Source organism: Legionella resiliens (assembly GCF_021344005.1).
Classification (GTDB): Bacteria; Pseudomonadota; Gammaproteobacteria; order Legionellales; family Legionellaceae; genus Legionella; species Legionella resiliens.
Window position 1 is genome coordinate 93,276 of record NZ_JAJTND010000005.1, and the last position, 21,999, is coordinate 115,274.

Consider the following 21,999-nt stretch of genomic DNA (forward strand, 5'->3'; position numbering starts at 1 on the left):
CCCCAAAGCCATATTTAATGCATCGTGATTCAAAAAATGTTCACCTCTGATGTATGACTGCACTTTTTTTGGATCACGATCAATTAACATGCATCCAAATATTACTCTTTACTTAAATAATCAAAAATATGGTCAATACTCACAATATTTGAATATATATCGAAAATAAAGTATATTTCTTCGCCAAATTAACCGATGCCGAGAAAAATTCATATGTTTAGTAAAGAAACGTTGAGCAAAGATGCGAAGGGTATATTAAAACAATTAAGCGCCAAGAGTGATTTTACTATAGGTTTTGTTACTTCGGAGTTTGGATTATTACCCTCGGTAGTTCCTGCATCAGCTTTGCCTGCAAAATTTTCGATATTGGACAATGCTGCAAAAAATTTAAAAACCTGGGTTAAAGAAAAAAATATTGAAGCATTCAAACAGTTAAATGACGAATTAAATACTTCATTATTGATTGCAGAGATTGGCAACTTGACTGATAGTGAATTAGCAAGAGCAAAATTAATAGTAGGGAAGCTTGGGCATGCCTATGGTTATATTTTAAATGCCCTTGGAAAAACTTCGCCACATTTTAATATTGAATGTTCTAATTTGTTTATACTTTGGCAAAAATTGGCTGAAAGAATGAATCATTCACCAAAGTTTCCAATTCTTACAAGTAGCGATACCACCTATTGCAATTGGCGCTATAAAAATCCTGAAGAACAACATAGTCTGGAAAATTTAAAAGATTTAGAAAAACTCGAACAGTTAGTGCCGCTTTTTGACAATAGAGAAGAAATAGTAACTAATCTTGGGGTGGTAGTATTTGAAGCGCATATTGCCCCTGCGATTTCTGCGATAGACAATGCAGTCAAAGCTATGGAAATGAATGACATGTCTTTGTTATCCAAACAATTAGACATTATTTTAAATTCCGTCCAAGGTTTTGCTAAGACATTTTTAGAGTTTTACAATTTTCATCACGGTTCTGGCAAAAGTTATATCGATCTTAAGACATGGGGCGACACGGTTATGAAAGCTGTTAGACCATGTTATCCGGAAGAAGTTGCTCAATTAGGCTCAGATGTTAGTCTTTTTAATGTACTGGATGCATTTATAGGTAGGAATATACATGAGTCTCGTTTAGGTAAAGCAATGCAGGCATCAGAAACCTTATTGCCAGAAAATCATAGACGTTTTATACACTTTATAAGAGATGCGAACTTTAAAGAGTTTATTCAACAATGTTCGGATACATCCTTAAAAATAAAGTTCCAACAAATAACAGAAGCATATGCTGGACAACATGGTTTTTTGGGAATACATAAAGAAGTTGCTATGAGTGGCATCGTTGTAACTTCTGAATCTAATGTTAACCAAAGCGGTAGGAAATTAGATGCGAAGCTCGGCGAGGAAATAGAAGAGGCAAGGAATGAAAGAAAAAATGCAGAATTTGAAAACGTTATTCGTTTTCAAATTGCCCGTCAAGAAAAAATATCCTCCGAAGGAAGCAAAGAAAGCGGAAGTTTTAGTGTTGAGCTTAAACTTTGTGATGGTAAACAGGGCGATGCCAGAGGTATTATTGCGCGTGTTCAGCCTGGAGCTTGCATTTACATTCCTATTAAAAATTCTATAAAACATTTAACTGAATTCGGAATCTTATTAAACACCTTGAATCTAAGCATAGATCTTAATGCAGCAGTTGATATTCACAGTAATCAAATATGGAGAGACGCGCTTAGCAAATGGCCAGAAACCGCAGGAAAAAGTAACTTTACATTAAAAGAATTACTTTTGTACGTAGACTTACATCATCTTGTTCGTTCACTCAAAAAAGGCGCTCAAATAAGTTTAGAGAGAAATTTTTTACCAGCACCAGACAGAGTCTATTCTGTTAACTCTGTGGATGCAGAACAAGGCACTGTTAACTTATTGGTGAAAAGACAAGTTTATGAAAGTGGAGAAATCGGATCAGGGTCTTATTTTTTAACTAATGAAGAAAATTTGGGTCAAGAGGTGAGTTGTCACATTTTGCCTCCATTAAGTTTTACCTTGCCCAAGGACAAAAATAAACCAATTTTGTTATTTGCTGGTGGTAATGGAATTGCGCCTTTTACTCACTTCTTGTCTGAGTTGGATAAAAGTGGATTTACTAATCAAGTATGCCTGGTTTATTTAACGCGCTCAGAAAAAGAAGATTGGCTGGAAACACAATTAAAGCAAAACACTCAACACCTACCCAATTTCCAGTGTTGTGTTATTTATACTGGAAAAAACAAACGGACTGAGTGGTTGACAAAAAATAAAATTGATAGTGGCGACTCTCCTCAAGACAAACTTAAAGCCATTGGTACTGTTATTGATAGTTTTAAACAACAAGAATTTCGCGCTTATGTCTGCGGAAGCATACCCTTTACTCAAGGACTCTTGGGAACTTTTAAGAAGGCATTAGGCGAAGAGAGATTTTCAAAAATGATTGGGAACGCTCAATTAGTATATGAAGCGTTTAGCTTCTCTGAAACTGACAATGGCAGAAGTGCTGAAGCTTCTGTTTCGAAGAGAGAATTCACTCTGGAAGAAATTAATAAACACAATACAAAAGAAAGTTGCTGGGTAACCGTTGATGGGAATGTTTATGACATCACTGGATTTCTGGATATCCATAAAGCAGGAGGCGGCATCTTTCTTTCCAAAGCACTTGTCGATAGAGATATGTCGGAGATGTATCGAATTGTGCATAAGGGACATTCTCCTACTGCAGATGGATGGCTCCAAAGTTATCGCATTGGATCTGTTAAGGTCAAATTGGATGATTCAGATCTGGTTGTTGTCGCTCCTAAGGTAAATAAGCTTGTTAATGAATCAATTACTCCACCTGTCCGAGCTTCTGATGCGCCCAAGCATTCCAAATTAGATTACTCAGTCACTTGTCCTTATCTTAGCAAAAAAAGCACAGCGGATTCTTTACAAAAAGAAAAGCCTGTTGAAAGTAATCCTGTTGTTCCAACGAGCAACAGTTGGTGCGGGTTCTTCGGGAAACGAGTGGTGCCAGTAATAGCAACAGTTGGTGTAATTGCAACTGCGTATTACGCGAGTTTATAATCCCCCTAGAAAGCTCGTGGCGAAGACCCATAGGCATCTATAGAAATGCTTCTCCCAATATTTGAGAAGCATTTTTATTTCGCTAGCAGAAACTTCTAATGATCCAGAAGTGCTGTAAAAATCTATTGATGTAGGTTTTCTGTGGCCCTTTGATATTTACTAATCTCAGGGAGGCGTTGATTAAAATAACGCACCCAATTATACAATATACTTTTAAAAACTAAATATGCCTCTCTTTTGAAATCACTTTCTTATTACAATAAATACCGCGTGACACTTCTCTCAATACAGGTGCATAACCTCTTATTTTTTTAGAAAAACTAGATATCTTTCCCAGGATGCTTCTATTTAAATTTTTATTATTAAATTCAACATATTAGAATATATCGCTTGATTTAAAACATTCAACTAAATGACCATAAAATACAAAAAATATGCAAGTTTTTCTTGCTTTTGAGGGCGTCGTTGCGTATCATTCCGGAGCTCAATAATAACCCAAACAGTTTCATTTATAAGATATTTGTTATTAAGTTAGATAATAAGTAAATTTAAAACGCGAATCGGAGTGGTAAATGCAACAGAAACATATTAAATCTTGGTCTGAAATTGATGTTAAATCCTCAAAATACTACAATAAAATCATTGACTTATGCAAAAGAAATCTAAAAATTGATGGTAATGTTACTTTCTTAGTAGTGGATCATTGTCTGCAAACTTTTGAATCGCATGTGGATTCTATAGCTAAACTTGGCAAAATAGCGGGTGTAATTTTGAAAAGTTCTACTCATGTTAAAGAAGCTGAGGAATTTGCCAAAAAACACTGCAAAATATTAGATGTTACAAAAGAGGACCTTAAAAAACCTGGTGTAGCGATTGATCTCGTTTTAAAAAACACAGAAGCTAATGAAAAATTGGTTATATTGGACCATGGTGGTTATTTTTCTTATGCTATTAAAGAGATGATGTCTGATCCGGAAGTGAGCAAAAGATTAATTGGTATTGCAGAGGTCACTGAAAATGGTCACTACAAACTGAATAATGCTTTAAAGGAAACGGCGATGCCTAATCTTTCTGTTGCTCGTAGTAACATTAAAGAGTTGGAAGATGCTCAAACGGGTGTTGCTATTTGCGATGCGAGCAATACAATCCTTTATGGTGTGCATTCGGCTTTAAATTCTTTACAACATGCTTGTGTTATCGGTTATGGAAAAATCGGCCGGAGTATTGCAAATAGTTGTAGAAAAAGAGGAATTCCAGAAGTCACAGTGATTGAAATTGACCCACTGCGCGCGCAATTAGCCATGATTGACGGACATCAGGTTGTAATGGGGACCGATAAAAAAGCTAAAGCACTTGCTTTACAAAAAGCACAGATTTTATTTAGTGCAACTGGATCAAAAGTATTGTGCAGCAAAGATATTGCTGACCTTCGAAAAATTGACCGTTCTTCTGAGGTGGACACGCAACCTGTGTTGTTTATTGCATCATGTACTTCGCCAGATGATGAGTTCAGCGATGACTTTTTTCAAGAACTAGCAGCTCAAAGCACAAATTCAAAAGAAGATCGTTGCAATTGTGAAGAAAACTTACACTTGTCACCTTATAAGTTGTTTGATGGTCGTACAATCTATGTTTTAAATGGTGGAAAGTCAGTCAATTTTGCAATTGGAGGCACTCCAGGATTTGAAATTTGCCAGGTATGGGCAGGAGTTTTATACACTGCAGCGAAGTTAGCGGCACACGATGTAAAACCGTCTAATACGGTACAAGAATTGACTCGCGAAGAAGAAAGATCAATTGGTCTTGTGACACAAACGGTATTCTTTGGTAAAGACTGTTGTGATACTCCCAGCAAGCCGAAAGAAACTGAAGCGGCCAATCCTCCTAAAGCATCTAAGCTTCACCGCTCCCATAGTTTTTCAGAAGTGTCTGGATTGTTTGCTTCCTCAAAACCAACAAAGAAAGAGGCACAACACGCTCCCTATGATACAAAATCTCAGTCACTTGGGTAATGATATAGACTTGACTAGATGTATGTGTCTAGTCAAGTCTATCCAAATAGCATAACGTGTAACTCTTCACTAATGAATAGGTAGTCAAATGGTCTATCTTGGATTCTTGACTTCGAAGGAGTTTAGTGAAAAAATTTATCATCTTATTTAAACTGTGCACAATAAAAGAGGAATTCACCGTAACCCGAATACTCCGTTTGTTTTATTTTGTTCACAAAAATCCAAACTGTATAACAATCAATGATAGGTAATAACATGTCGTCAGAGAGAGTGGGACAAACTCTTGGTAGTTTCTTGTCTACAACTACAGCCCAAGAGACCGATCAGAAAAAAACGGAACAGAAACAGCAAAAAAGGAAAGTGATTCTGAATCAAATAATTTATCCTATCAGTGCATTAGTTGCATTACCTACTAGCATATTATCTGGATTTGCAGCACTTGAAAGTGAGCATGGAAACCTTAAATCACTTGATTCTTTAAATGCAATTGGTCACTTACTAATGAATCAATCCATTGGTCAACTCCTCTATGGACTCATCTGTTTGCTGGCCACTGCTATTGTCTTGACGGGTCTTAATAAGAAATATCTTTTGGGTTCTACACAAACAGTTTTAGAACTCATTAAAAGTAACCTTATTTATTTAAAAAACAAATTTTCAAAAAAATTGGATGGAAACAGAGTTTCATTACTTGAAAATGGACTTTTCATATGGTGCTTCATAACCAGTCTGATTTTTGCAGAGCTTGGCAAAGAGACGATGGCTTTTTTAGGAGTACCTGGTGAGCTCATTGGTTTTTATCTCAATTTAATCGTGTACTTTGCTACTCGATATGCAGGAGCACGTCGTTTTTTTCGAACTATTCTCGAACAGAAGAATACTCAATCCTCGTTTGATGCTAAATCTTCGTCAAAAGATCATATGGTTAGAAGAATATCACTCGTTGCGGGATATATGTTGGCTTTTGTTAGTGCAATTTCGATTATCATTAATTTTATTCCCGAATGTGTTAAAGGATTACAAATGCTGTTACATAGCAATTTGAATGCTGATCCCAAATATCAAAACATGACGGCTCTCATTGTAGGTTTTATCGCGACCTTACCTACAGTATTTTTCTATAGTGTGAGCATTAAAGATTTGCCCAAACATTTAGCTAAATCTGGTTCATTATTTCATAAGACAATAAAGTTTCATCATTATAAACACGCATTATTATTATTGTTACTAACAGTGCTTGCATTTGCAGCAAGTTATTTCGCGGGCATTGGTTTTCGTTTAGTGGGCACCAGCAATATCGAACAAGGCTATTTATCTTATTTGAATCCAGTAATCGCAAATTGGATGCCAAATATGCTTTTTATAGCATGTGTCCTGATGTTTTGGTCGCATTTACAGCATTTAATCAATGATCGCGTAACATATCAATAAAGGCGAACAACAGTAGTGCTCTAAAATCCACCTTAGATTTATTGCCTAATGAAAAATATTTGTATATAGTCATCAATTAATGATCATGATACTTTATAAGTATTCAAGATATATCTTTTCATTGATGAAGAAGGAGGACATTTGTGCCTAAAAGTTATAAGGAAATACACGCTCGAATAACAAAGAAATATAAATCCCATTATTTAAACAACCCTACCTCCAAATCTTTAGCGAAAAATATTAAAAATCTCACCCTTGATGACATTATTAATTTATTAAAAGAAATTAGAGACACGCCTAAGCTAACCCAAATGTCTATTTCCCTATCTCGAAGAAGCAATCTATTTGATAAGTTAGTTCTTATGATAGGCGATGAGCCCCATGAATGGGCTTTAAGATTACATACTTATAACATGGTGAAACAATCCGATGAACCCGGATATGTAGTAAGTAATTTAAAGAGAAAAATTAGGGACGATGAAAACCATATACATGAACATAGTTGGCAATTGGCCTCTAGAATTTTAATTGGGGGATTTAAAAATCATCAATATGCTAAAACTGATGTAGCACCCCTTTTTAATCGTTATACTTTAGTTCCCACCATTAAAGACGGTGTTTCTGAAGACACATCATATAGAAGAGCTATTTTAGAAGGACAAACAGGTATAATAGAAATTACTGAAGATTTATATCAACAAGGTGATTTAGTCCATTACCCTATAGAAATTCCTCATAAAATCGACACGCTTGCCTCTTCTTACTTAGGCATGACAATAACCTTGGCACATACCTCTGAGCGTCACAACGAGAACTCTATTTTTTATGAGAAAATGCAAAGTGATCCAATTAATGAGGGAAATAAAGAATTGGCAATTGAAGCCCATAAATACACTGAAAAAACCTTTTTTAAAGCTATAAATATCGCGATTACTCATTTAGAACTTATAAAATTATGTGATCTACTGGCGAAAAAGGGATTTAAACGGTTTAATCGCTTTGTCGATCCAATTACCCAACAATTTTCTCCAAATAATGTATTGGAAACAGAATTATTACCTACAATAGCAATGCTCATGTTACAGAGCAATGAAACGTTTATAGAATACCCAATGACCGCAGAATTACAGGAAAAATCACCCAATGAAATTCTAAACCTAAAGGAAAAATATGCGAATAGGAGTAGTGAATTAAAAAATCTTATTGAAGAAGCGATCGAAGGAATGCATAGGCCTTCTTTGCTGCAGCTTATTAGAACTTCCCAAGAAAATTTAATTGCTAAACTCTACACAGCGTCTCAAAACAGTTTAGCTGCGGATGTTCTGCCCATATTTAAAAAAAGAGAGATGAATACACCAGAACATGTCCTAAGGAGCGTAAGCTTTTTTTCTAAAGAGCAGACAGTAACGAGAGAAGTGCGTAAGTTAACAAAAGAGAACTGTAATTCGCTACCTCAAATGGTTTCATCGAAATAATAATAATCCGGGGGGAGCTAGGAACTCAGCACATGAAATTTATATTTTTTTAAAAAGCATATCGATAATATCATCTATCCCCAAGGAGACTTGAAGGCCTGACTCGTCAAATTCCTGTGGGTGCCAATTTAACCTATTTCGATGCCCATAATCGGCTAGCGGCTCACATGCATCCTTTAATTGTCGTGAAATAAGTTTATTCCCATCCGAGGTATAGCAAATCCTTCACTTGTGTTAATTGATTTAGGAGTCGGTGCGGTAAACAATGAATAGCGCATTATTTGTCTCATATAATACTGATACCCTGCCGATTCCTCTATATTTTTTTGGAACTTTTTTAAATTAATTAGTTTTAATTGGCAGCCCTCTTCCAGCATATGCTTAAATTGAACATCATCCATACTGCAATAAAGATCTCCCAATTCTTCCCATAATTTTAAAGTAACTTCTTTTTTTATTGCCTGCCAGATGAGTAACACGTCTTTTTCAAGATGCAAAAATAACTCCATTAATTCTTTATATTCTTTAACTGTCTGGGGATTAGTTAAAGGCTCAAGATAGTTCATCGCTACCTGTTCAATAATTTTATCCCGACGCATAGAAACGGCAAAAGCTAATGCTTTTTCTAATGGATAGAATTCTTGATGGTGAGGCTCATAAACAAATACTTCACCCGTTTCAAACTCATAGAACCAGCCATGGATCGCAAGTTCTTTCCGAGCTAATTTTTCGGCAATTAATGGATATGATTTTAAATGTTCTATCTGTTCCAAAATATTTAACTTAGTGGCTTGAAGTAACTTTAAATTAAAATCATGAGTATCCAGTTCCTTGGAATCATTCATCTGTTTTAAGACAGAATGAGAATGGGTTAGCCATGAAGCAACTTCAGGCAGACGTTCCTTGAGGTTAGGCGTTAATAAACCCTTCATTGCCCCGCAATGTGAATGGCCACAGATAATAATGTCTTTTATGCTAGGAAGTTCGTTTAGAGCAAACATAAGCCCTGCTGCTTCACTTGAGGGAACGTTATAGGGTGGAATAATATTTCCTACATTACGAATGATGAATAGATCCCCTGGTTTTGTTTGTGTTAAAAGACTTGGTAATAAACGCGAATCAGAACAAGTTATAAATAGAATGTCTGGGGTCTGCGCCGTACTCAATTTTTTGAAAATGCTCTCCATTTGTTTAAATGATTCATCCTGAAACTTACGTATCCCAAGTATCAATTTAATTAACATGTTTTCTCCTTAAGTGAAAATGTTGTTATGACCATCTAAGAACAGACACCAATACTCAAGGTAATTAATTATTTCATAATCGTCAATTTATATAACAAAATTGTAAATATCTTTCAGTACATTCGATTATTTTTTCATTAGCACGTGTATCACATAACAGCCAGGATAGATCAGCCAAATCTTATTAGTTGATAGTTGTGAGCAAATAGCTCCTTATTTAAATGGCAGAACCTGTTTGATGCCGTGCAATTTAATGAGTATTTGAATGAGCTGGCTGAGCCAAGTGCACAAGGTCGCACAGATTACCCCATGGATGTAGGTAAAATTTGGTATTGGATAGGCTACAGTCCTTCTGTATTAGCAAAAGCGAAGTTATAGAATTTAAGTTGCAAATAAGAATAAATATATTATTATATTAGAATATACTAATATTGGAATTTACCATGCCCGCTAGAAAATTAATTTCCGAGAAAATGGCAGAATTTTTAAGTGCGATAGCCCACCAGCACCGTATTCGAATCATAGAGGAACTGCATACAGGTGAACAAAACGTTAACGGTCTTCAAGCAATTTTAGGAACGAGTCACTCAGTGGTATCACAGCATCTGTCTATCTTAAGAGCCAACAAGGTAGTCAAACAACGCAAAGAAGGGAATCAGGTTTATTATCAACTGGCTCAACCAGAATTAGCGAATTGGCTACTTCAAGGGTTAGCTTATCTTGAAGGCGGTTTGCAATCTGATGAAGTCATCCGCTCGGCAGTTAATGAAGTAAAGACTATATGGAGCCATACTCCAGATAATCCCTTTAAGAATGGTGGATCAAATGCATAACCCCCATTCTCCAGACTTAATAGACTTCAGTGTCTTAACAATTAGTAAGCAATATGTGCTCTATAGAGGGGAAATATAACATGTTCAAAGAATTCAAAAGCGACCTTATAGCAAGTATTGTAGTATTCTTTGTAGCACTGCCATTATGCCTTGGTATTGCTTTAGCTTCCGGTGCCCCCTTGTTCGCAGGCATTATAGCAGGGATAGTAGGCGGCATAGTAGTCGGTACAGCCAGCGGCTCACACCTGGGCGTTAGCGGACCTGCTGCGGGGCTAGCTGTTATTGTATTTTCTGCCATCAACATATTAGGCTCTTGGAATGCATTCTTATTAGCGGTTATTATAGCTGGTGTTATACAAATTATTATGGGCTATGCAAAAGCCGGATTTATTGCTTATTTTTTCCCCTCTTCAGTCATCAAAGGGATGCTTGCAGGTATAGGGATATTGATTATTTTAAAACAGATTCCCCACGCCTTAGGTTATGATAATGATTCAGTAGGCGACCTTTCTTATTTTCAAACGAGTGGTGAAACCACGTTTACATCCATTAGTAGTGCATTCAATGCATTTACACCGGGTGCAATTTTAATTTCCACCTTATCATTAGTAGTGCTGATTTTTTGGGAAACCGTTTTAACAAAAAAGCATAAGATTTTTCAATTAATACAAGGCCCCATTGTCGTTGTATTAATGGGAATTGCAATGAACCTGCTGTATCAATCGAATATCTTAAATTTTAGTTTGGCTCCAGACCATTTAGTGAAGATTCCTGTTGCGAATAATTGGATCGAATTTTTCAAACAATTCACTTTTCCAGACTTTTCTGCAATAAGCCATTTCCAAGTCTGGAAAACTGCTATTGTTTTAGCCATTGTCGCAAGTCTAGAAACACTGCTTTGTGTGGAAGCCACCGACAAGTTAGATCCCTTTAAAAGGGTGACGCCAACCAATAGAGAACTAAAAGCACAGGGACTTGGTAATATAGTGTCCGGACTGTGTGGTGGATTACCTATTACCCAGGTCATTGTTCGTAGCTCTGCAAACATTGCATTTGGTGGGAAAACCAAGCTTTCTACAATACTGCATGGTATTTTCTTACTAATTAGTGCTGCTACTATAGCTAAATTTCTAAATTTGATTCCCCTTGCGAGCCTTGCGGCTATATTAATTATGGTAGGCTATAAGCTAGCCAAACCAGCGTTGTTTCAACATTTATATCGATTAGGATCCGAGCAATTTGTTCCTTTTGTTGCTACCATTGTGGGCATTTTGGCAACTGATTTGCTTAAAGGAATTTGTATTGGTCTTGCGTTTGGTATTTTTTATACCTTACGCCACAGTTATCGGAATGCCTATTATATGAAAGATACAATAACCAAGGAAAATGAACATGCGGTTCATCATCTCGTATTGGCAGAAGAGGTCTCTTTCTTTAATAAAGCCAGCATAATTCAAGCTCTCGATACCCTTCCACCTTACTCAAAAGTTATTATTGATTGTTCAAACTCAAAGTCTATTGCCTACGATGTAGTTGAATACATCCGTGATTATAGAATAAACGCAAAACAGAAAAATATTACTGTTGAAACCATCGATTTTATTGAGCCTGTTTAATACCCAGGCCTATGTAGGAGTATAAAAAATGAAAACATTAACTAAAGAAATGCAAGAAGCTATTACACCTGCAATTGCATTGCACTTATTGCAAGAAGGAAATAAACGCTTTGTAAATAATTTAAAAGTTAATCGAAACTTGTTGCAGCAAGCGAATGAAACCTCTGATGGACAACATCCATTTGCAATCATCTTAAGCTGTATCGACTCCCGTACCTCGGTCGAGTTGATATTTGACCAGGGTTTAGGCGATGTATTTAGTGTGCGCATTGCGGGAACCATTATTAATGAAGATATATTAGGAAGTATGGAGTTTGCTTGCAAAGTAGCAGGGGCGAAGATCATAGTGGTTTTGGGGCATACAAAATGTGGCGCAATAAGAGGCGCATGTGATCATGTAGAAATGGGTAATTTGACTGCCTTGCTAAGTAAAATACAACCTGCTGTCAGGGCTGAGAAAACTATAGTCGAAAACCGTACATCAAGTAACGAGGAATTTGTGGAAAAGGTTACTACTATTAATATACATAGAACCGTACGTGCAGTTATGGATCGCAGCCCCATTTTGAAAGAACTTATTGAAACGGGCGAGTGCGGAATTATTGGGGGAAATCATGATATCGCAACAGGTGAAGTGAGTTTTTACGAGGATACGAAATATGGCTTTTTTACGACTGAACCCCTTTTAAAGCTTTTATAACTCATTATACCCCATAAGAGACAATCTTGAGGATCGGAATATAACTCGTGAGAAGCAGAATATCTTTCTCATTTTAGTGATGGTAAGCTAACAAGATGGATGCTTTGTCTCATAATCTAGAAGCTTGTTGTGCTAATGGTTATCCAATGGCAGAAGATATCGGATTGAAGGAATAAGTTTAATAAAAGATAATTTACCGCAAGAAGTACAAGATGGCCCAAATCTTCTCTCCCCCGAATGTTAGCCTCTACTATGGGTGCAATAACTTTCCAGCATGGTTTGGGCACTATGCATTCATTAGGGCATCCCCTAGGAGTAAATTAATTTTCTATATCACTAAAGAGCCAGAATGAGAGCTAGATTATTTAAATTACTGAAATCACTAACTAAACTTCTCTGCTTATGTCTTGTAGTTTTGCTCGGGTTAAGGATATTTGATTCGCAACGTGGCCCAGCCTTGGAGCTATGGCATACTTATGTCCCAAAAGAAAAACATGCCAAAGAACTTGATAAACTTAATTGGGCACAATACATAGGAGTAGAAAATGCCCTTTTTGACGCTGTACTAACCGAAGTAACTGAAAAATTAAATAGTAAAGAGCGTATTCCGATTAATCGATATTTCTCTGGAAGCCCAGTTTATCCCGAAAAGTTTTCCACTGATTGGAATCGCTCGTATATACTTGAACCCCAAGGTCCTGCTGTTGGAGCTGTTGTATTCTTACATGGACTGACTGATTCTCCTTATAGCCTGCGCCATATTGCCAGACGATATGTCGCCCATGGTTATGTTGCCATAGCGATTAGATTACCTGCTCATGGCACAGTCCCTGCCGCGTTAACGGATGTCAAATGGGAAGATTGGCTAGCGGCAGCTAAGCTGGCTGTACGTGAAGCACGAAGACGCGTAGGACCGTCACAACCCCTTCATCTCGTAGGTTTTTCTAATGGCGGAGCACTGGCATTAAAATATGCACTTGATTCTCTTGAAAATAAACAATTAACACGACCCGATAAGATTATCTTAATTTCACCAATGATAGGAATCACCCGCTTCGCTCGCTTTGCCGGATTTGCTGCCCTGCCGGCTATCTTACCACCATTTGCAAAAGCAGCTTGGCTTAGCATACTTCCTGAATTCAATCCATTTAAATACAATTCTTTTCCTATTAATGGAGCAAGGCAATCTCATCGTTTAACTGCAGCATTACAACAACAAATAGTACGCCTTGCCAATGAAGATCGGCTAATTGAACTTCCAACTGTATTGACGTTCCAGTCTGTAATGGATTTTACAGTGAGTACGCGTGCAATAATTACTGCTTTTTATGCCCATCTTCCTGCAAATGGTAGTGAATTAGTATTATTTGATTTGAATAGAGCCGCTAAATTAGGTCTTTTATTACGCCCTTCCGCAGATACGGCGGTGACCCAGCTTTTAAATGAACCTCCGCGAAAATTTCGCACCGTAATCATCACCAATGCGAATGTTGACAGTATTGATGTTGTCGAACGTATTACTGAAGCTGGAACTTTAAATGAAATTGTTTCCCCTCTGGGTTTAACTTATCCACGTGATGTTTACTCTCTGTCCCATGTTGCCATTCCCTTTCCTGTAAACGATAGCCTATATGGCCTTTTTCCAGATTCGAAAAAATATGGCATTCAGTTAGGAACCACCGCTTCGCGTGGTGAACGACAGGTCCTCATCATGAGTTTGGATTCAATCCTTCGCCTGTCATCCAATCCGTTTTTTCCCTACATGATGAAACGAATAGAAGAGCATCTTCCCCCAACTAGCCAATAGGTTCCTAGATAAAAGCTACGATAAACCATTTAACTATTGGATATTTTTCACGATATCATCTATGGCCCTGCGTTTGAACAATTGATGGAGCAAATCGAGTTCAACATGATGCCTAGAAAAACTATCGCTAGCGAGGGTGGATTGAGGGTCTTTAGACACCCAACATAAAATCAAAATTTACAGTTAAATTGTTCGGTCAAAATGATTTGAGGGATCGTCAGTTTTCATTTTAAATTTCTCTACGTACTGCATAAATTTCTCTACGTACCGCGCTTTATGCGCGGTATCCAGAACGATATTTTAAGATGCCGCTGAGCATTTCTATAGCAAGATCCTGGATACCGCACATAAAGCGCGGTACGTAGGCGAAAAAATTAGTGGAGGTTTCTCATCAAAAAACTGACGATCCCTCAGGTCAAAATGACCCAACCTTACAAACACACCATCAAATTAAATCATGCAAAAAACGCCCAAATGACTGCAATAGCAGCCATTTGGGCGGTTGAGCTATTTAGAGAACAAATTAGTTTGACAGTTTGCTGGAGTAGGATTGTTAAAGGGGTCATAGCTTCCATAATTAGGACCATGAAATCCTATGTACCCTGGAACAGTTTTGGAAACCCAATCTGGTTTTATGTTAATCAGCAAATTATCTTTATCGAGCACTTGGATATTGCTAAAAACACCCGGTGCTATGATGATTTTAGTGAGATCGATTCCTGTAGCACTAAAATTCAACACGAAGGGAGCTTTATCGGTATAAACATCATAGCCAAGCCAATAAGTGCTTGAACCCTCCATGCGGATTGCCGTACACGTTTGCCCAGGGTTATTACCCGATATTACATGGATATACCCGTTCGTAATGCTGCTTGTTACAGGTACGTAGATTCGATTTTCCAAAGGAGATCGAACAGGTTCTACTGTTTTGTTATCGGCAGCAAGTACTCCAATCTTAGCTGAGAAATTATTACCTGCATTTGTAGCTTGCGCTAATGTGTAAGCCCAATTTTCAGGTTTCGCAGTATTTTCATCCAATATAATTGGAGCAGTAGGTATGAAATAATCTTTTCCTGCATTATCAATTAATCGTAACTGAACCCCATCTCCAGGCTTTAATGTTGTAGCAACAGTGGCCTTTCCAACTAATTGCCAGCTTGAACTGATAGCGGGTAAGTGAGTGAACTCGATACTTGAGTGGTCAACCGCATCGCCTTGTTTAATTGTTAAATTCACAGTGACAGGTTGTTGCGCATTAATATTAGCAATAGTTAAATGTGCTTTGGCATTTTGGCTATCGGTTAATTGATAAGCTGCTAAATTATCTGCATCAATAGACCAGCTGTAACTTAAATTGGTACCCACTGAATTACTACCGTCCAACTCCAGTTCTGCAGAACCTGATATTTGCGTAGGTAATGGATTGATCACTGCCTTAATACTGGGTGTATTATCCGTTGAAAACACAACATCCATACATGAATGAAAGCGTTCATAAGTTGATTTATTTCTCCCCCACTCGCCATAAATCACCGCTCGATTTTGCCGCACCGGTACATTACATAAAGTGGTAAATCGATTGTTCACTTTATCTGGTATCACATTGGGATTAGCATTTGGAGATTGATCATTATAGTTAAGTTTACAAAATGGAGTGGATTCAAAATCGTCCCAAGTTAATTCCTTGTTGGGATCAAATTGAAAATCGGACTTGGTTATCCAGTAAACAAACTCCTCTGTATCACCAAAGTGATTACCCCAAGAAATGTTCCATATAAATTTTTGTTCCCCACTACCAATCAGAGTAGTAGGCCAATCAATTGCATTATCCCAAGGCGTTTTTCCACCGCCCCACATTTCAGAATTAAAACCACAAACATGAGTAGGCAATTGGTCCATAGGCTTATTGGAACGGCCAATGGTATGTGTAAGTACAGCCATAAAGTTGTATACACTATTATCTAAAGATCCATCTTCTTTCGTCATAATGGGACGGCATTTCTCATGCGTCATTTTATCTTTATAAATTTCATCAGGTTTACTTTCTACCCCACAAAATTGCTCGCGAGATGGAGGGCTTTCTATCACACCATGAGCAAAACCTGAAAGATTAAATACAAATAACAAAATACATCCAATGATAAAGGGATTCCTTTTATTCATACTTTAATTTCCTTCAAAAAATAAGATATTAATATATAAATAATTTTTCCTTTAAAATCAAATATGTATTAGTTTAAGCTAGGGTGTTAATCAGGGGTCCATTCAAAATATTATAAAGGTTGTTTGAACCAAAAGAGTCTACTTTGTTCAAGGTTAACTGAACCCATTATTATAAATTTAAAAGGCGGAGAGGTATTTCTTGGAATGCGCCATTGTTGAGTCAGAAAGAATCCACTTTAAAATATGACAATTATACTGAATGCCCGCTTTGCAACAGAAAAAAACAGGGGCATTAACACAGTGCGAGTATTTATGAAATACATTTTTTTATATTGATTTAATTTATGGGCGCGTTATGTTGTACAAGGCTCCTTGTGTTCTTTTCCCGCCAACAAAGTAAAGTTAGGTTCAGCAATGCAGCTTGTTGCTTCATAATGTACTGTTTTGCTGCTTAGGTTTGCCTGGCGTAATTGATTTATAAGCGTTTCATTGTGACGAAAACTGTCCAACCATTTTTTGATCCTTTTTAGACGCCATATATGTTTATAAATTTTTTTATTCTTTATCTCTTTTATAACAATGAGCTTAGGCAACTTAAAAGGAAGCAATTCTTCATTGAGAAGAAGTATTGCCATTAGCCAGCGTAGTGAAAGGAATGAAGGGTGAAAGTCGCCACTGCGGTGGCTGATATTTTTTAAAACAGCCCCTGCTTTATCTTTAAATTTTATATTTCCTGCCGTCAAGCAGCATGCAGTCTCTAAAGGATCACCAGTCATTTGGAAATGTTTCGGTGCTTTATTATGAGGGCGAGTTTCAAAAGCGAACCACAACTTACCTGCTGTATCTACTAAAAAGCGAAAAATGGTTTCTTCTTCTCGCGCCAGTAGTTGGTTAAAAGTAGATAAAGAGTTCACAGAAAAAGAATCCGCTTCACAATTAACGGCTGTTTTTCCTGCATAAAAAATATGTGCTGGATCTGGCGGAGACGAGAAAAATTCTTTATCTAATTGGGTTGAAAATCTAATCATATTTTTTTTATTAGAAAAATTGGCGCACTAATAACAAGAATCATAACATAAATAGGCGCCGTCAAGTTAATAAAATCCAGGGTAAAAAATATCAATATCTTGAATTTTGAGTCCGCAAAGAAGCCGAGAAGCGAAACCAACTTATAAACCAATAACTTCGAACTGACGTTTTAGAGATAAAAGGATTGCAAATTTTATTTAACTCGATAACATAATCTACAAAAAAATAACAAAGGAATGTCATGAAACTTGCATTACTTACTACTGCGTTATTAGCCGCAGGAAGCGCTGCCTCATCCACAGTTAATGGCTGGTATGCCACCGGCTTTGGCGGCTACACTTATTCACCTTCTAATGTAGAAAGGCTTTATTATGATTTCTTCTTCCTCTCCGATGTGCATTATCGTTGGGGCTATAATGCTGGTGGCGGCCTTGGATACCAAAGTAATCCTATTCGTTATGAATTTCAATATACTTACTTATATGTGGATACAAATCAGTATAGTGTAAATCACAGACCAGCACTGGATATCGATGGAGGTACTAAAGCAAATATCCTTATGGCCAATCTTTATTATGATTTTCCTGAAAAGTTGGCTAAAATTTCTCCCTTTCTTGGAGTAGGTATCGGCTATGCCTTTATGCACGCTACTTTAAACAGTACAAGCCGCTTCAAACGCCCTCATTTTAATGTAGACCAAAATTCCTTTACTTATCAAGGAACTGCAGGGTTGACTTATAATTTTCGAGAAAATTTTGCAATTAATGCTGCATATCGCTATTTAGCAACGACCGATAATAGTAATTGGGGCAAAAACCTCCAGGCACACATGGCTAATATTGGAGTAGTATATCGTTTTGATTTAGGCACGATAGGTAGTTATAAATAGGAGTTCTTCATATTTGAAACCCCAAATTTAGTACTCCCTTTAGGAGCAAATGGTCGGGACTTGGCCCGACCTTGCTTACGGGAATTCAAAAGTTCTGGCACTTCCTACCTTGCTCATCTTACTTTTTGGGAAACGTAATAATTAAGTCAAAGTTCTTCAAATGGTAACCCGAAGCGCCTGCAGGCAAATCACCTATGCTTTTTGCTTGAACCGGGGACAAAGCAATGGGAGTTTTTGCTCCCTTGCTGGCGTGTACAAGTGCTGATGGAATATCAAGCCAATCCATATCACCATAGATAGAAACCATCTCATTAGGATACATTTTATGGAGCAGATAGCCCGCTGAAAACTCGTCTGGTTTACCAAGGATTTTAAGATGAGTGGAACCTACCCAAAAAACTATTTTCGCATTAGCATTTTGTTTCAATATATTCGCTATCTTATCTACCATTTGTTGATTTCGAGATACTGGTGAATCAGGATCTCCATTATCCACGGTGATTATTTGTAACCCCGAGTTTCTGACTAATTGAAGAAGACCAATGTAATTGTTATCTTGAAGTAATTCAGGGAGTGCCTTTGGATTGAGTACTCCCGTTTTATTAAATGAGTCTACTCCCCTGTCATCCGGTGCTTCAATGGCTAAATGCGTAGCCCCTGCTTTTGCAAGCTGTGGCATGACTTCAATACCAAAGTCTCTAAAAGGGCTCCCCGAATCCCCTGCGTGTACTTCACCCATACCCACCACTTTATTATTTTTTATCGCTCAGTTAAGTTTCATGATTTTTTACACTCGATTAAAAAAAGCGTATAATGAGCATATTATTAACAACAGAAACTAATTGCTATGAGAACTAAGGTTTACGCTTTAAAAAATGCACACCCCTTTGAGTTGGAAATAAAAGAGGAAGGAAATTTTTATGGTGGTCAATATAAATTAAGACTTCACAGTCATCGACTTGAAACACTTGAAGGTTTTGCTGAAGCTCATCAACTTCAATATAGTCTGCCTAATAAAAATGGATTGTTACACAGTGGCGATTTGTATGATCGTTATGGCCTGGATTTTAATTCAGACAAAGAAGCTTTAGACGCAGTCTTAGCCCTATTAGAGTCAGATGAATATACTTTTGATGCTAAAGGTTTTCTTGCACTTGCACGCTTTGCTCAAACACGATTAGGTGACTCTCAGGATACTCTGCGCTTAAATAAGATTGTTAAAAAGCGTTTTGATTCTTCCTTACAAAATAATCAATTATTGATAAATACGCACCAAAGTCTTAAAGAGATTGTTATTAAAAATAGACCATCTGTTGAAATAGCGGAATTTAAACCTTTTAAAGCAGATGAAACTACAATCGAAACACTTGCTGAACTGATGCAGCAAAACCAACAACTTTATACAAATATTCGAAAATTGTACAATCAAGGGGTAACAATTTCTAATTATGCTGCTACTGATATTCAAATTACCGAATCATGGATAACCCAGCTTATCAATAAATTTAAAAAACTTCTTGAATCATCTAAAGAGCCCGATAACGAAGTCTTAGAAGGACAAGAAAAAATCTCGGCACGCCAAAGTAATACAGGTGTTATCTTAGATAAAATGGGCACATCAGAGCTTGACTGTCATCTCCTGGAAGATAGCGAAATGATAAATGAAATCGGAAGAAAGGCTTCCGTTCTTGTCGATGCATGTCATAAAAATATTAACTCCAAACACGATTCGATGGATTGGTTCAGTTGGTTTATAAGCAAATTCAATGAATTATTTGTCTCAGTGCAAAAAGAAGCAACTGACCAGGCTAACAGTGATATTACTAGCATGATACAAACGGGCGCTTTAGCAAGAGAAGAGCAATATATAGCCTTTGAAGTGAAGCAAGGAACCTATTTAGATGGAAAATATGACCTTAGTAGCAGAGAACAACGAGCTAAAAACCCCCTTATTACGGTTCTTGATGCCCAAAACATGTCGAACACATTAAAGCTTAACGTGCTCCGTTGTTTAATCGAAGAACATGGTTGTGATGTCAATGAGGTCCAATCTTATTTTGATCAAACGGTTTTGGAATACCTCTTATCCTCCCCTAACTCGAGTTTATATTTAGAAAAACAAGGGGGCGAGGAAGTTTATGATATTGCCAAACTTCTCATTGAAAAAGGAGCAAGTCTTAAACCTAAGAATAAAGAGGGTGCTCTCTCTCCGCTTCATTACGCTGCCCAATCTACACTAGCAAAAGCCCCTGAAATTATGGCGCTTATGATAGAAAAAGGTGCCGACGTCAACTATCAAGCCAAAAAAGGAAAAGCTACTGTTCATTATAATGGAGGTTATGATAATGAATTAACCTTATCTGAGCCAACTCCATTGGCGGTTGCGGCAATTACAACCAATCGTAGAAAAGCCGAAATGATTGAAGTATTGATAAAAAATGGAGCAGATAAGACCGTGACAACAGAAGTAAAAATTGCACAAAAACGTACAGAAACGCAAGATTTAACTACGTTATATCAAACTGCTTTAAGAAGACAAAAAGATGACCATTATTCTTTTCATTCTTCATATTATCCTTCATCTAGCGAGAGCTCTAAAATCACCGCAATGCTTTCATCAGGAAATACAATTGAAAATACTCTCTAATGACAAGGTATCTCTTAAGTGAAATGGCTGTTTTCATCAGCCATTTCTCTAAATCGAGCAAAATAGTAATTGTATTGTTCATTGCATCTTGTAAATTTCAACCCTATTCTTAAGCCACGCTTACTGTAATGAATTGGATTGAAAGAATAGGAACTTCTAATTAAAGTTTACTTTAAAATAGAAGATGTAAAAAAATAAATCCCTCAGAAATTGCCCATGAATTTTTAGTAGAACACCAGACTTATTCAAGGTAAATTAAGGTTAGCCAGATACCTGTTTAAATTTTTGTTGGCTCGTGTCTGATTTCGTTGAGGGAATATCGTAACCATTTCTTTAACTGATATGCAGCAACAGATATACTTTGATATAGCTCAAACTGTATTTTTTCTTACCTATTTACCTCCTTTGGCTAGCGTTTTTTGAGGTTCATAAAATTGAAATGCTTAACAAAATTGGTTAAGTTTCTACATATATAATTTGCTAGCGCCCTCTTCCCTTACAGGAAACCTATGCATCAAACTGAATTAATCTACTCAACCAGCCTTATTCGTAAAGCAATTTTTAGTTTTTGGTATAAAACCGTTGGACCTTTAATGATCCTGACTTGGTTAGCATTAATGGGATATTTTATATTCCTAATGGCTAATGAAGATTATTCTTGGATTACTGGTGCACTTGGGGCGATACTCTTTTTTTCTGTTGCTATAGCGATTACGCTGTATCTCGTTCATTATCGAAATTCTATAAACAAATTCAAGAAAATGGGACATCCTGATGCTCTATTCTTGGCTTCCGAAGATAATTTCACCTTTTCATCAGGTAGAGGCTCAGTTACTCTTCCTTGGTCATCAATTGAATCAGTTTGGCGATTTTCTGACTATTATTTATTGTTTTACTCAAAATCTCAATTTTCGATCTTTCCTCTTGCAGGTGTTAATGAAGAAATTCAACACTATATGATAAGGCATATACAAGATGCGGGTGGAAAAATAATAAATTGAGCTTTAGAGTGATGCAAGCGTGGCTGGCTATTAAGCATTTAACAGGTTAACACTTCCAA

The 21,999-nt window shown here is 36.9% G+C and carries 15 protein-coding genes; 11 read left to right on the top strand and 4 right to left on the bottom strand.

Features of this window, described 5'->3' with window-relative positions; all coding sequences use genetic code 11:
- Window positions 1-213 precede the first annotated feature (213 nt).
- The 4 genes from LXO92_RS13050 (at window position 214) to LXO92_RS13065 (ending at window position 8,011) form a co-directional block, all read left to right on the top strand.
- Complete coding sequence (locus LXO92_RS13050; protein WP_182349985.1) at window positions 214-3,093, top strand: cytochrome b5 domain-containing protein; 2,880 nt, start codon at window positions 214-216, stop codon at window positions 3,091-3,093.
- 572 nt (window positions 3,094-3,665) lie between these two features.
- On the top strand, window positions 3,666-5,105 hold the full coding sequence (locus LXO92_RS13055; RefSeq protein ID WP_232891130.1) for an NAD-binding protein: 1,440 nt from the start codon (window positions 3,666-3,668) through the stop codon (window positions 5,103-5,105).
- Between the two features lie 255 nt (window positions 5,106-5,360).
- Window positions 5,361-6,536 (top strand): hypothetical protein, encoded by a 1,176-nt coding sequence (locus tag LXO92_RS13060; protein ID WP_232891131.1) that lies wholly within the window; start codon window positions 5,361-5,363, stop codon window positions 6,534-6,536.
- Between the two features lie 143 nt (window positions 6,537-6,679).
- Window positions 6,680-8,011: a hypothetical protein gene (locus tag LXO92_RS13065; RefSeq protein ID WP_232891132.1), complete on the top strand. Its 1,332-nt coding sequence runs from the start codon at window positions 6,680-6,682 to the stop codon at window positions 8,009-8,011.
- A 176-nt stretch (window positions 8,012-8,187) separates the two neighbouring features.
- On the opposite strand, the gene LXO92_RS13070 is transcribed toward LXO92_RS13065, so the two are convergent.
- The gene (locus LXO92_RS13070) at window positions 8,188-9,255 is read right to left on the bottom strand and encodes a carbonic anhydrase (RefSeq protein WP_232891133.1); all 1,068 of its coding nucleotides are present in this window, start codon (window positions 9,253-9,255) and stop codon (window positions 8,188-8,190) included.
- A 443-nt stretch (window positions 9,256-9,698) separates the two neighbouring features.
- On the opposite strand from LXO92_RS13070, the gene LXO92_RS13075 reads away from it, so the two are divergent.
- The 4 genes from LXO92_RS13075 (at window position 9,699) to LXO92_RS13090 (ending at window position 14,211) form a co-directional block, all read left to right on the top strand.
- The gene (locus tag LXO92_RS13075; RefSeq protein ID WP_182349990.1) at window positions 9,699-10,088 is read left to right on the top strand and encodes an ArsR/SmtB family transcription factor; all 390 of its coding nucleotides are present in this window, start codon (window positions 9,699-9,701) and stop codon (window positions 10,086-10,088) included.
- A gap of 80 nt (window positions 10,089-10,168) precedes the next feature.
- Window positions 10,169-11,704 (top strand): SulP family inorganic anion transporter, encoded by a 1,536-nt coding sequence (locus LXO92_RS13080; RefSeq protein WP_220471038.1) that lies wholly within the window; start codon window positions 10,169-10,171, stop codon window positions 11,702-11,704.
- Window positions 11,705-11,732: 28 nt separating this feature from the next.
- The gene (locus tag LXO92_RS13085; protein ID WP_182349992.1) at window positions 11,733-12,404 is read left to right on the top strand and encodes a carbonic anhydrase family protein; all 672 of its coding nucleotides are present in this window, start codon (window positions 11,733-11,735) and stop codon (window positions 12,402-12,404) included.
- Window positions 12,405-12,753: 349 nt separating this feature from the next.
- Window positions 12,754-14,211: an alpha/beta hydrolase gene (locus LXO92_RS13090; protein WP_232891134.1), complete on the top strand. Its 1,458-nt coding sequence runs from the start codon at window positions 12,754-12,756 to the stop codon at window positions 14,209-14,211.
- A gap of 507 nt (window positions 14,212-14,718) precedes the next feature.
- Here LXO92_RS13090 and LXO92_RS13095 read toward each other — a convergent pair.
- A complete protein-coding gene (locus LXO92_RS13095) occupies window positions 14,719-16,374 on the bottom strand; it encodes a lytic polysaccharide monooxygenase (protein WP_182349994.1) in 1,656 nt (551 codons plus the stop codon).
- Between the two features lie 353 nt (window positions 16,375-16,727).
- A complete protein-coding gene (locus tag LXO92_RS13100) occupies window positions 16,728-17,402 on the bottom strand; it encodes a hypothetical protein (RefSeq protein WP_232891135.1) in 675 nt (224 codons plus the stop codon).
- Window positions 17,403-17,644: 242 nt separating this feature from the next.
- Between LXO92_RS13100 and LXO92_RS13105 the strand changes: the two genes are divergently transcribed.
- Window positions 17,645-18,292 carry an outer membrane protein gene (locus LXO92_RS13105; protein ID WP_182349995.1) on the top strand — a complete coding sequence of 216 codons (648 nt, stop codon included), beginning with the start codon at window positions 17,645-17,647 and terminating at the stop codon, window positions 18,290-18,292.
- 118 nt (window positions 18,293-18,410) lie between these two features.
- Here LXO92_RS13105 and LXO92_RS13110 read toward each other — a convergent pair whose 3' ends face one another.
- Complete coding sequence (locus LXO92_RS13110) at window positions 18,411-19,031, bottom strand: TraB/GumN family protein (protein ID WP_232891136.1); 621 nt, start codon at window positions 19,029-19,031, stop codon at window positions 18,411-18,413.
- A gap of 108 nt (window positions 19,032-19,139) precedes the next feature.
- On the opposite strand from LXO92_RS13110, the gene LXO92_RS13115 reads away from it, so the two are divergent.
- Together LXO92_RS13115 and LXO92_RS13120 are read left to right on the top strand one after the other, a co-directional pair.
- Window positions 19,140-20,939 (top strand): ankyrin repeat domain-containing protein, encoded by a 1,800-nt coding sequence (locus tag LXO92_RS13115; RefSeq protein WP_232891137.1) that lies wholly within the window; start codon window positions 19,140-19,142, stop codon window positions 20,937-20,939.
- 509 nt (window positions 20,940-21,448) lie between these two features.
- A complete protein-coding gene (locus tag LXO92_RS13120; protein ID WP_232891138.1) occupies window positions 21,449-21,940 on the top strand; it encodes a YcxB family protein in 492 nt (163 codons plus the stop codon).
- The last annotated feature ends 59 nt before the right edge of the window (window positions 21,941-21,999 follow it).

Bases quoted from the DNA above. Each gene is read 5' to 3' on its own strand.
- LXO92_RS13050 (WP_182349985.1), top strand. From the start codon at position 214: ATGTTTAGTAAAGAAACGTTGAGCAAAGATGCGAAGGGTATATTAAAA.
- LXO92_RS13055 (WP_232891130.1), top strand. From the start codon at position 3,666: ATGCAACAGAAACATATTAAATCTTGGTCTGAAATTGATGTTAAATCC.
- LXO92_RS13060 (WP_232891131.1), top strand. From the start codon at position 5,361: ATGTCGTCAGAGAGAGTGGGACAAACTCTTGGTAGTTTCTTGTCTACA.
- LXO92_RS13070 (WP_232891133.1), bottom strand. From the start codon at position 9,255: ATGTTAATTAAATTGATACTTGGGATACGTAAGTTTCAGGATGAATCA.
- LXO92_RS13075 (WP_182349990.1), top strand. From the start codon at position 9,699: ATGCCCGCTAGAAAATTAATTTCCGAGAAAATGGCAGAATTTTTAAGT.
- LXO92_RS13080 (WP_220471038.1), top strand. From the start codon at position 10,169: ATGTTCAAAGAATTCAAAAGCGACCTTATAGCAAGTATTGTAGTATTC.
- LXO92_RS13085 (WP_182349992.1), top strand. From the start codon at position 11,733: ATGAAAACATTAACTAAAGAAATGCAAGAAGCTATTACACCTGCAATT.
- LXO92_RS13090 (WP_232891134.1), top strand. From the start codon at position 12,754: ATGAGAGCTAGATTATTTAAATTACTGAAATCACTAACTAAACTTCTC.
- LXO92_RS13095 (WP_182349994.1), bottom strand. From the start codon at position 16,374: ATGAATAAAAGGAATCCCTTTATCATTGGATGTATTTTGTTATTTGTA.
- LXO92_RS13100 (WP_232891135.1), bottom strand. From the start codon at position 17,402: ATGATTAGATTTTCAACCCAATTAGATAAAGAATTTTTCTCGTCTCCG.
- LXO92_RS13105 (WP_182349995.1), top strand. From the start codon at position 17,645: ATGAAACTTGCATTACTTACTACTGCGTTATTAGCCGCAGGAAGCGCT.
- LXO92_RS13110 (WP_232891136.1), bottom strand. From the start codon at position 19,031: ATGGGTGAAGTACACGCAGGGGATTCGGGGAGCCCTTTTAGAGACTTT.
- LXO92_RS13115 (WP_232891137.1), top strand. From the start codon at position 19,140: ATGAGAACTAAGGTTTACGCTTTAAAAAATGCACACCCCTTTGAGTTG.
- LXO92_RS13120 (WP_232891138.1), top strand. From the start codon at position 21,449: ATGCATCAAACTGAATTAATCTACTCAACCAGCCTTATTCGTAAAGCA.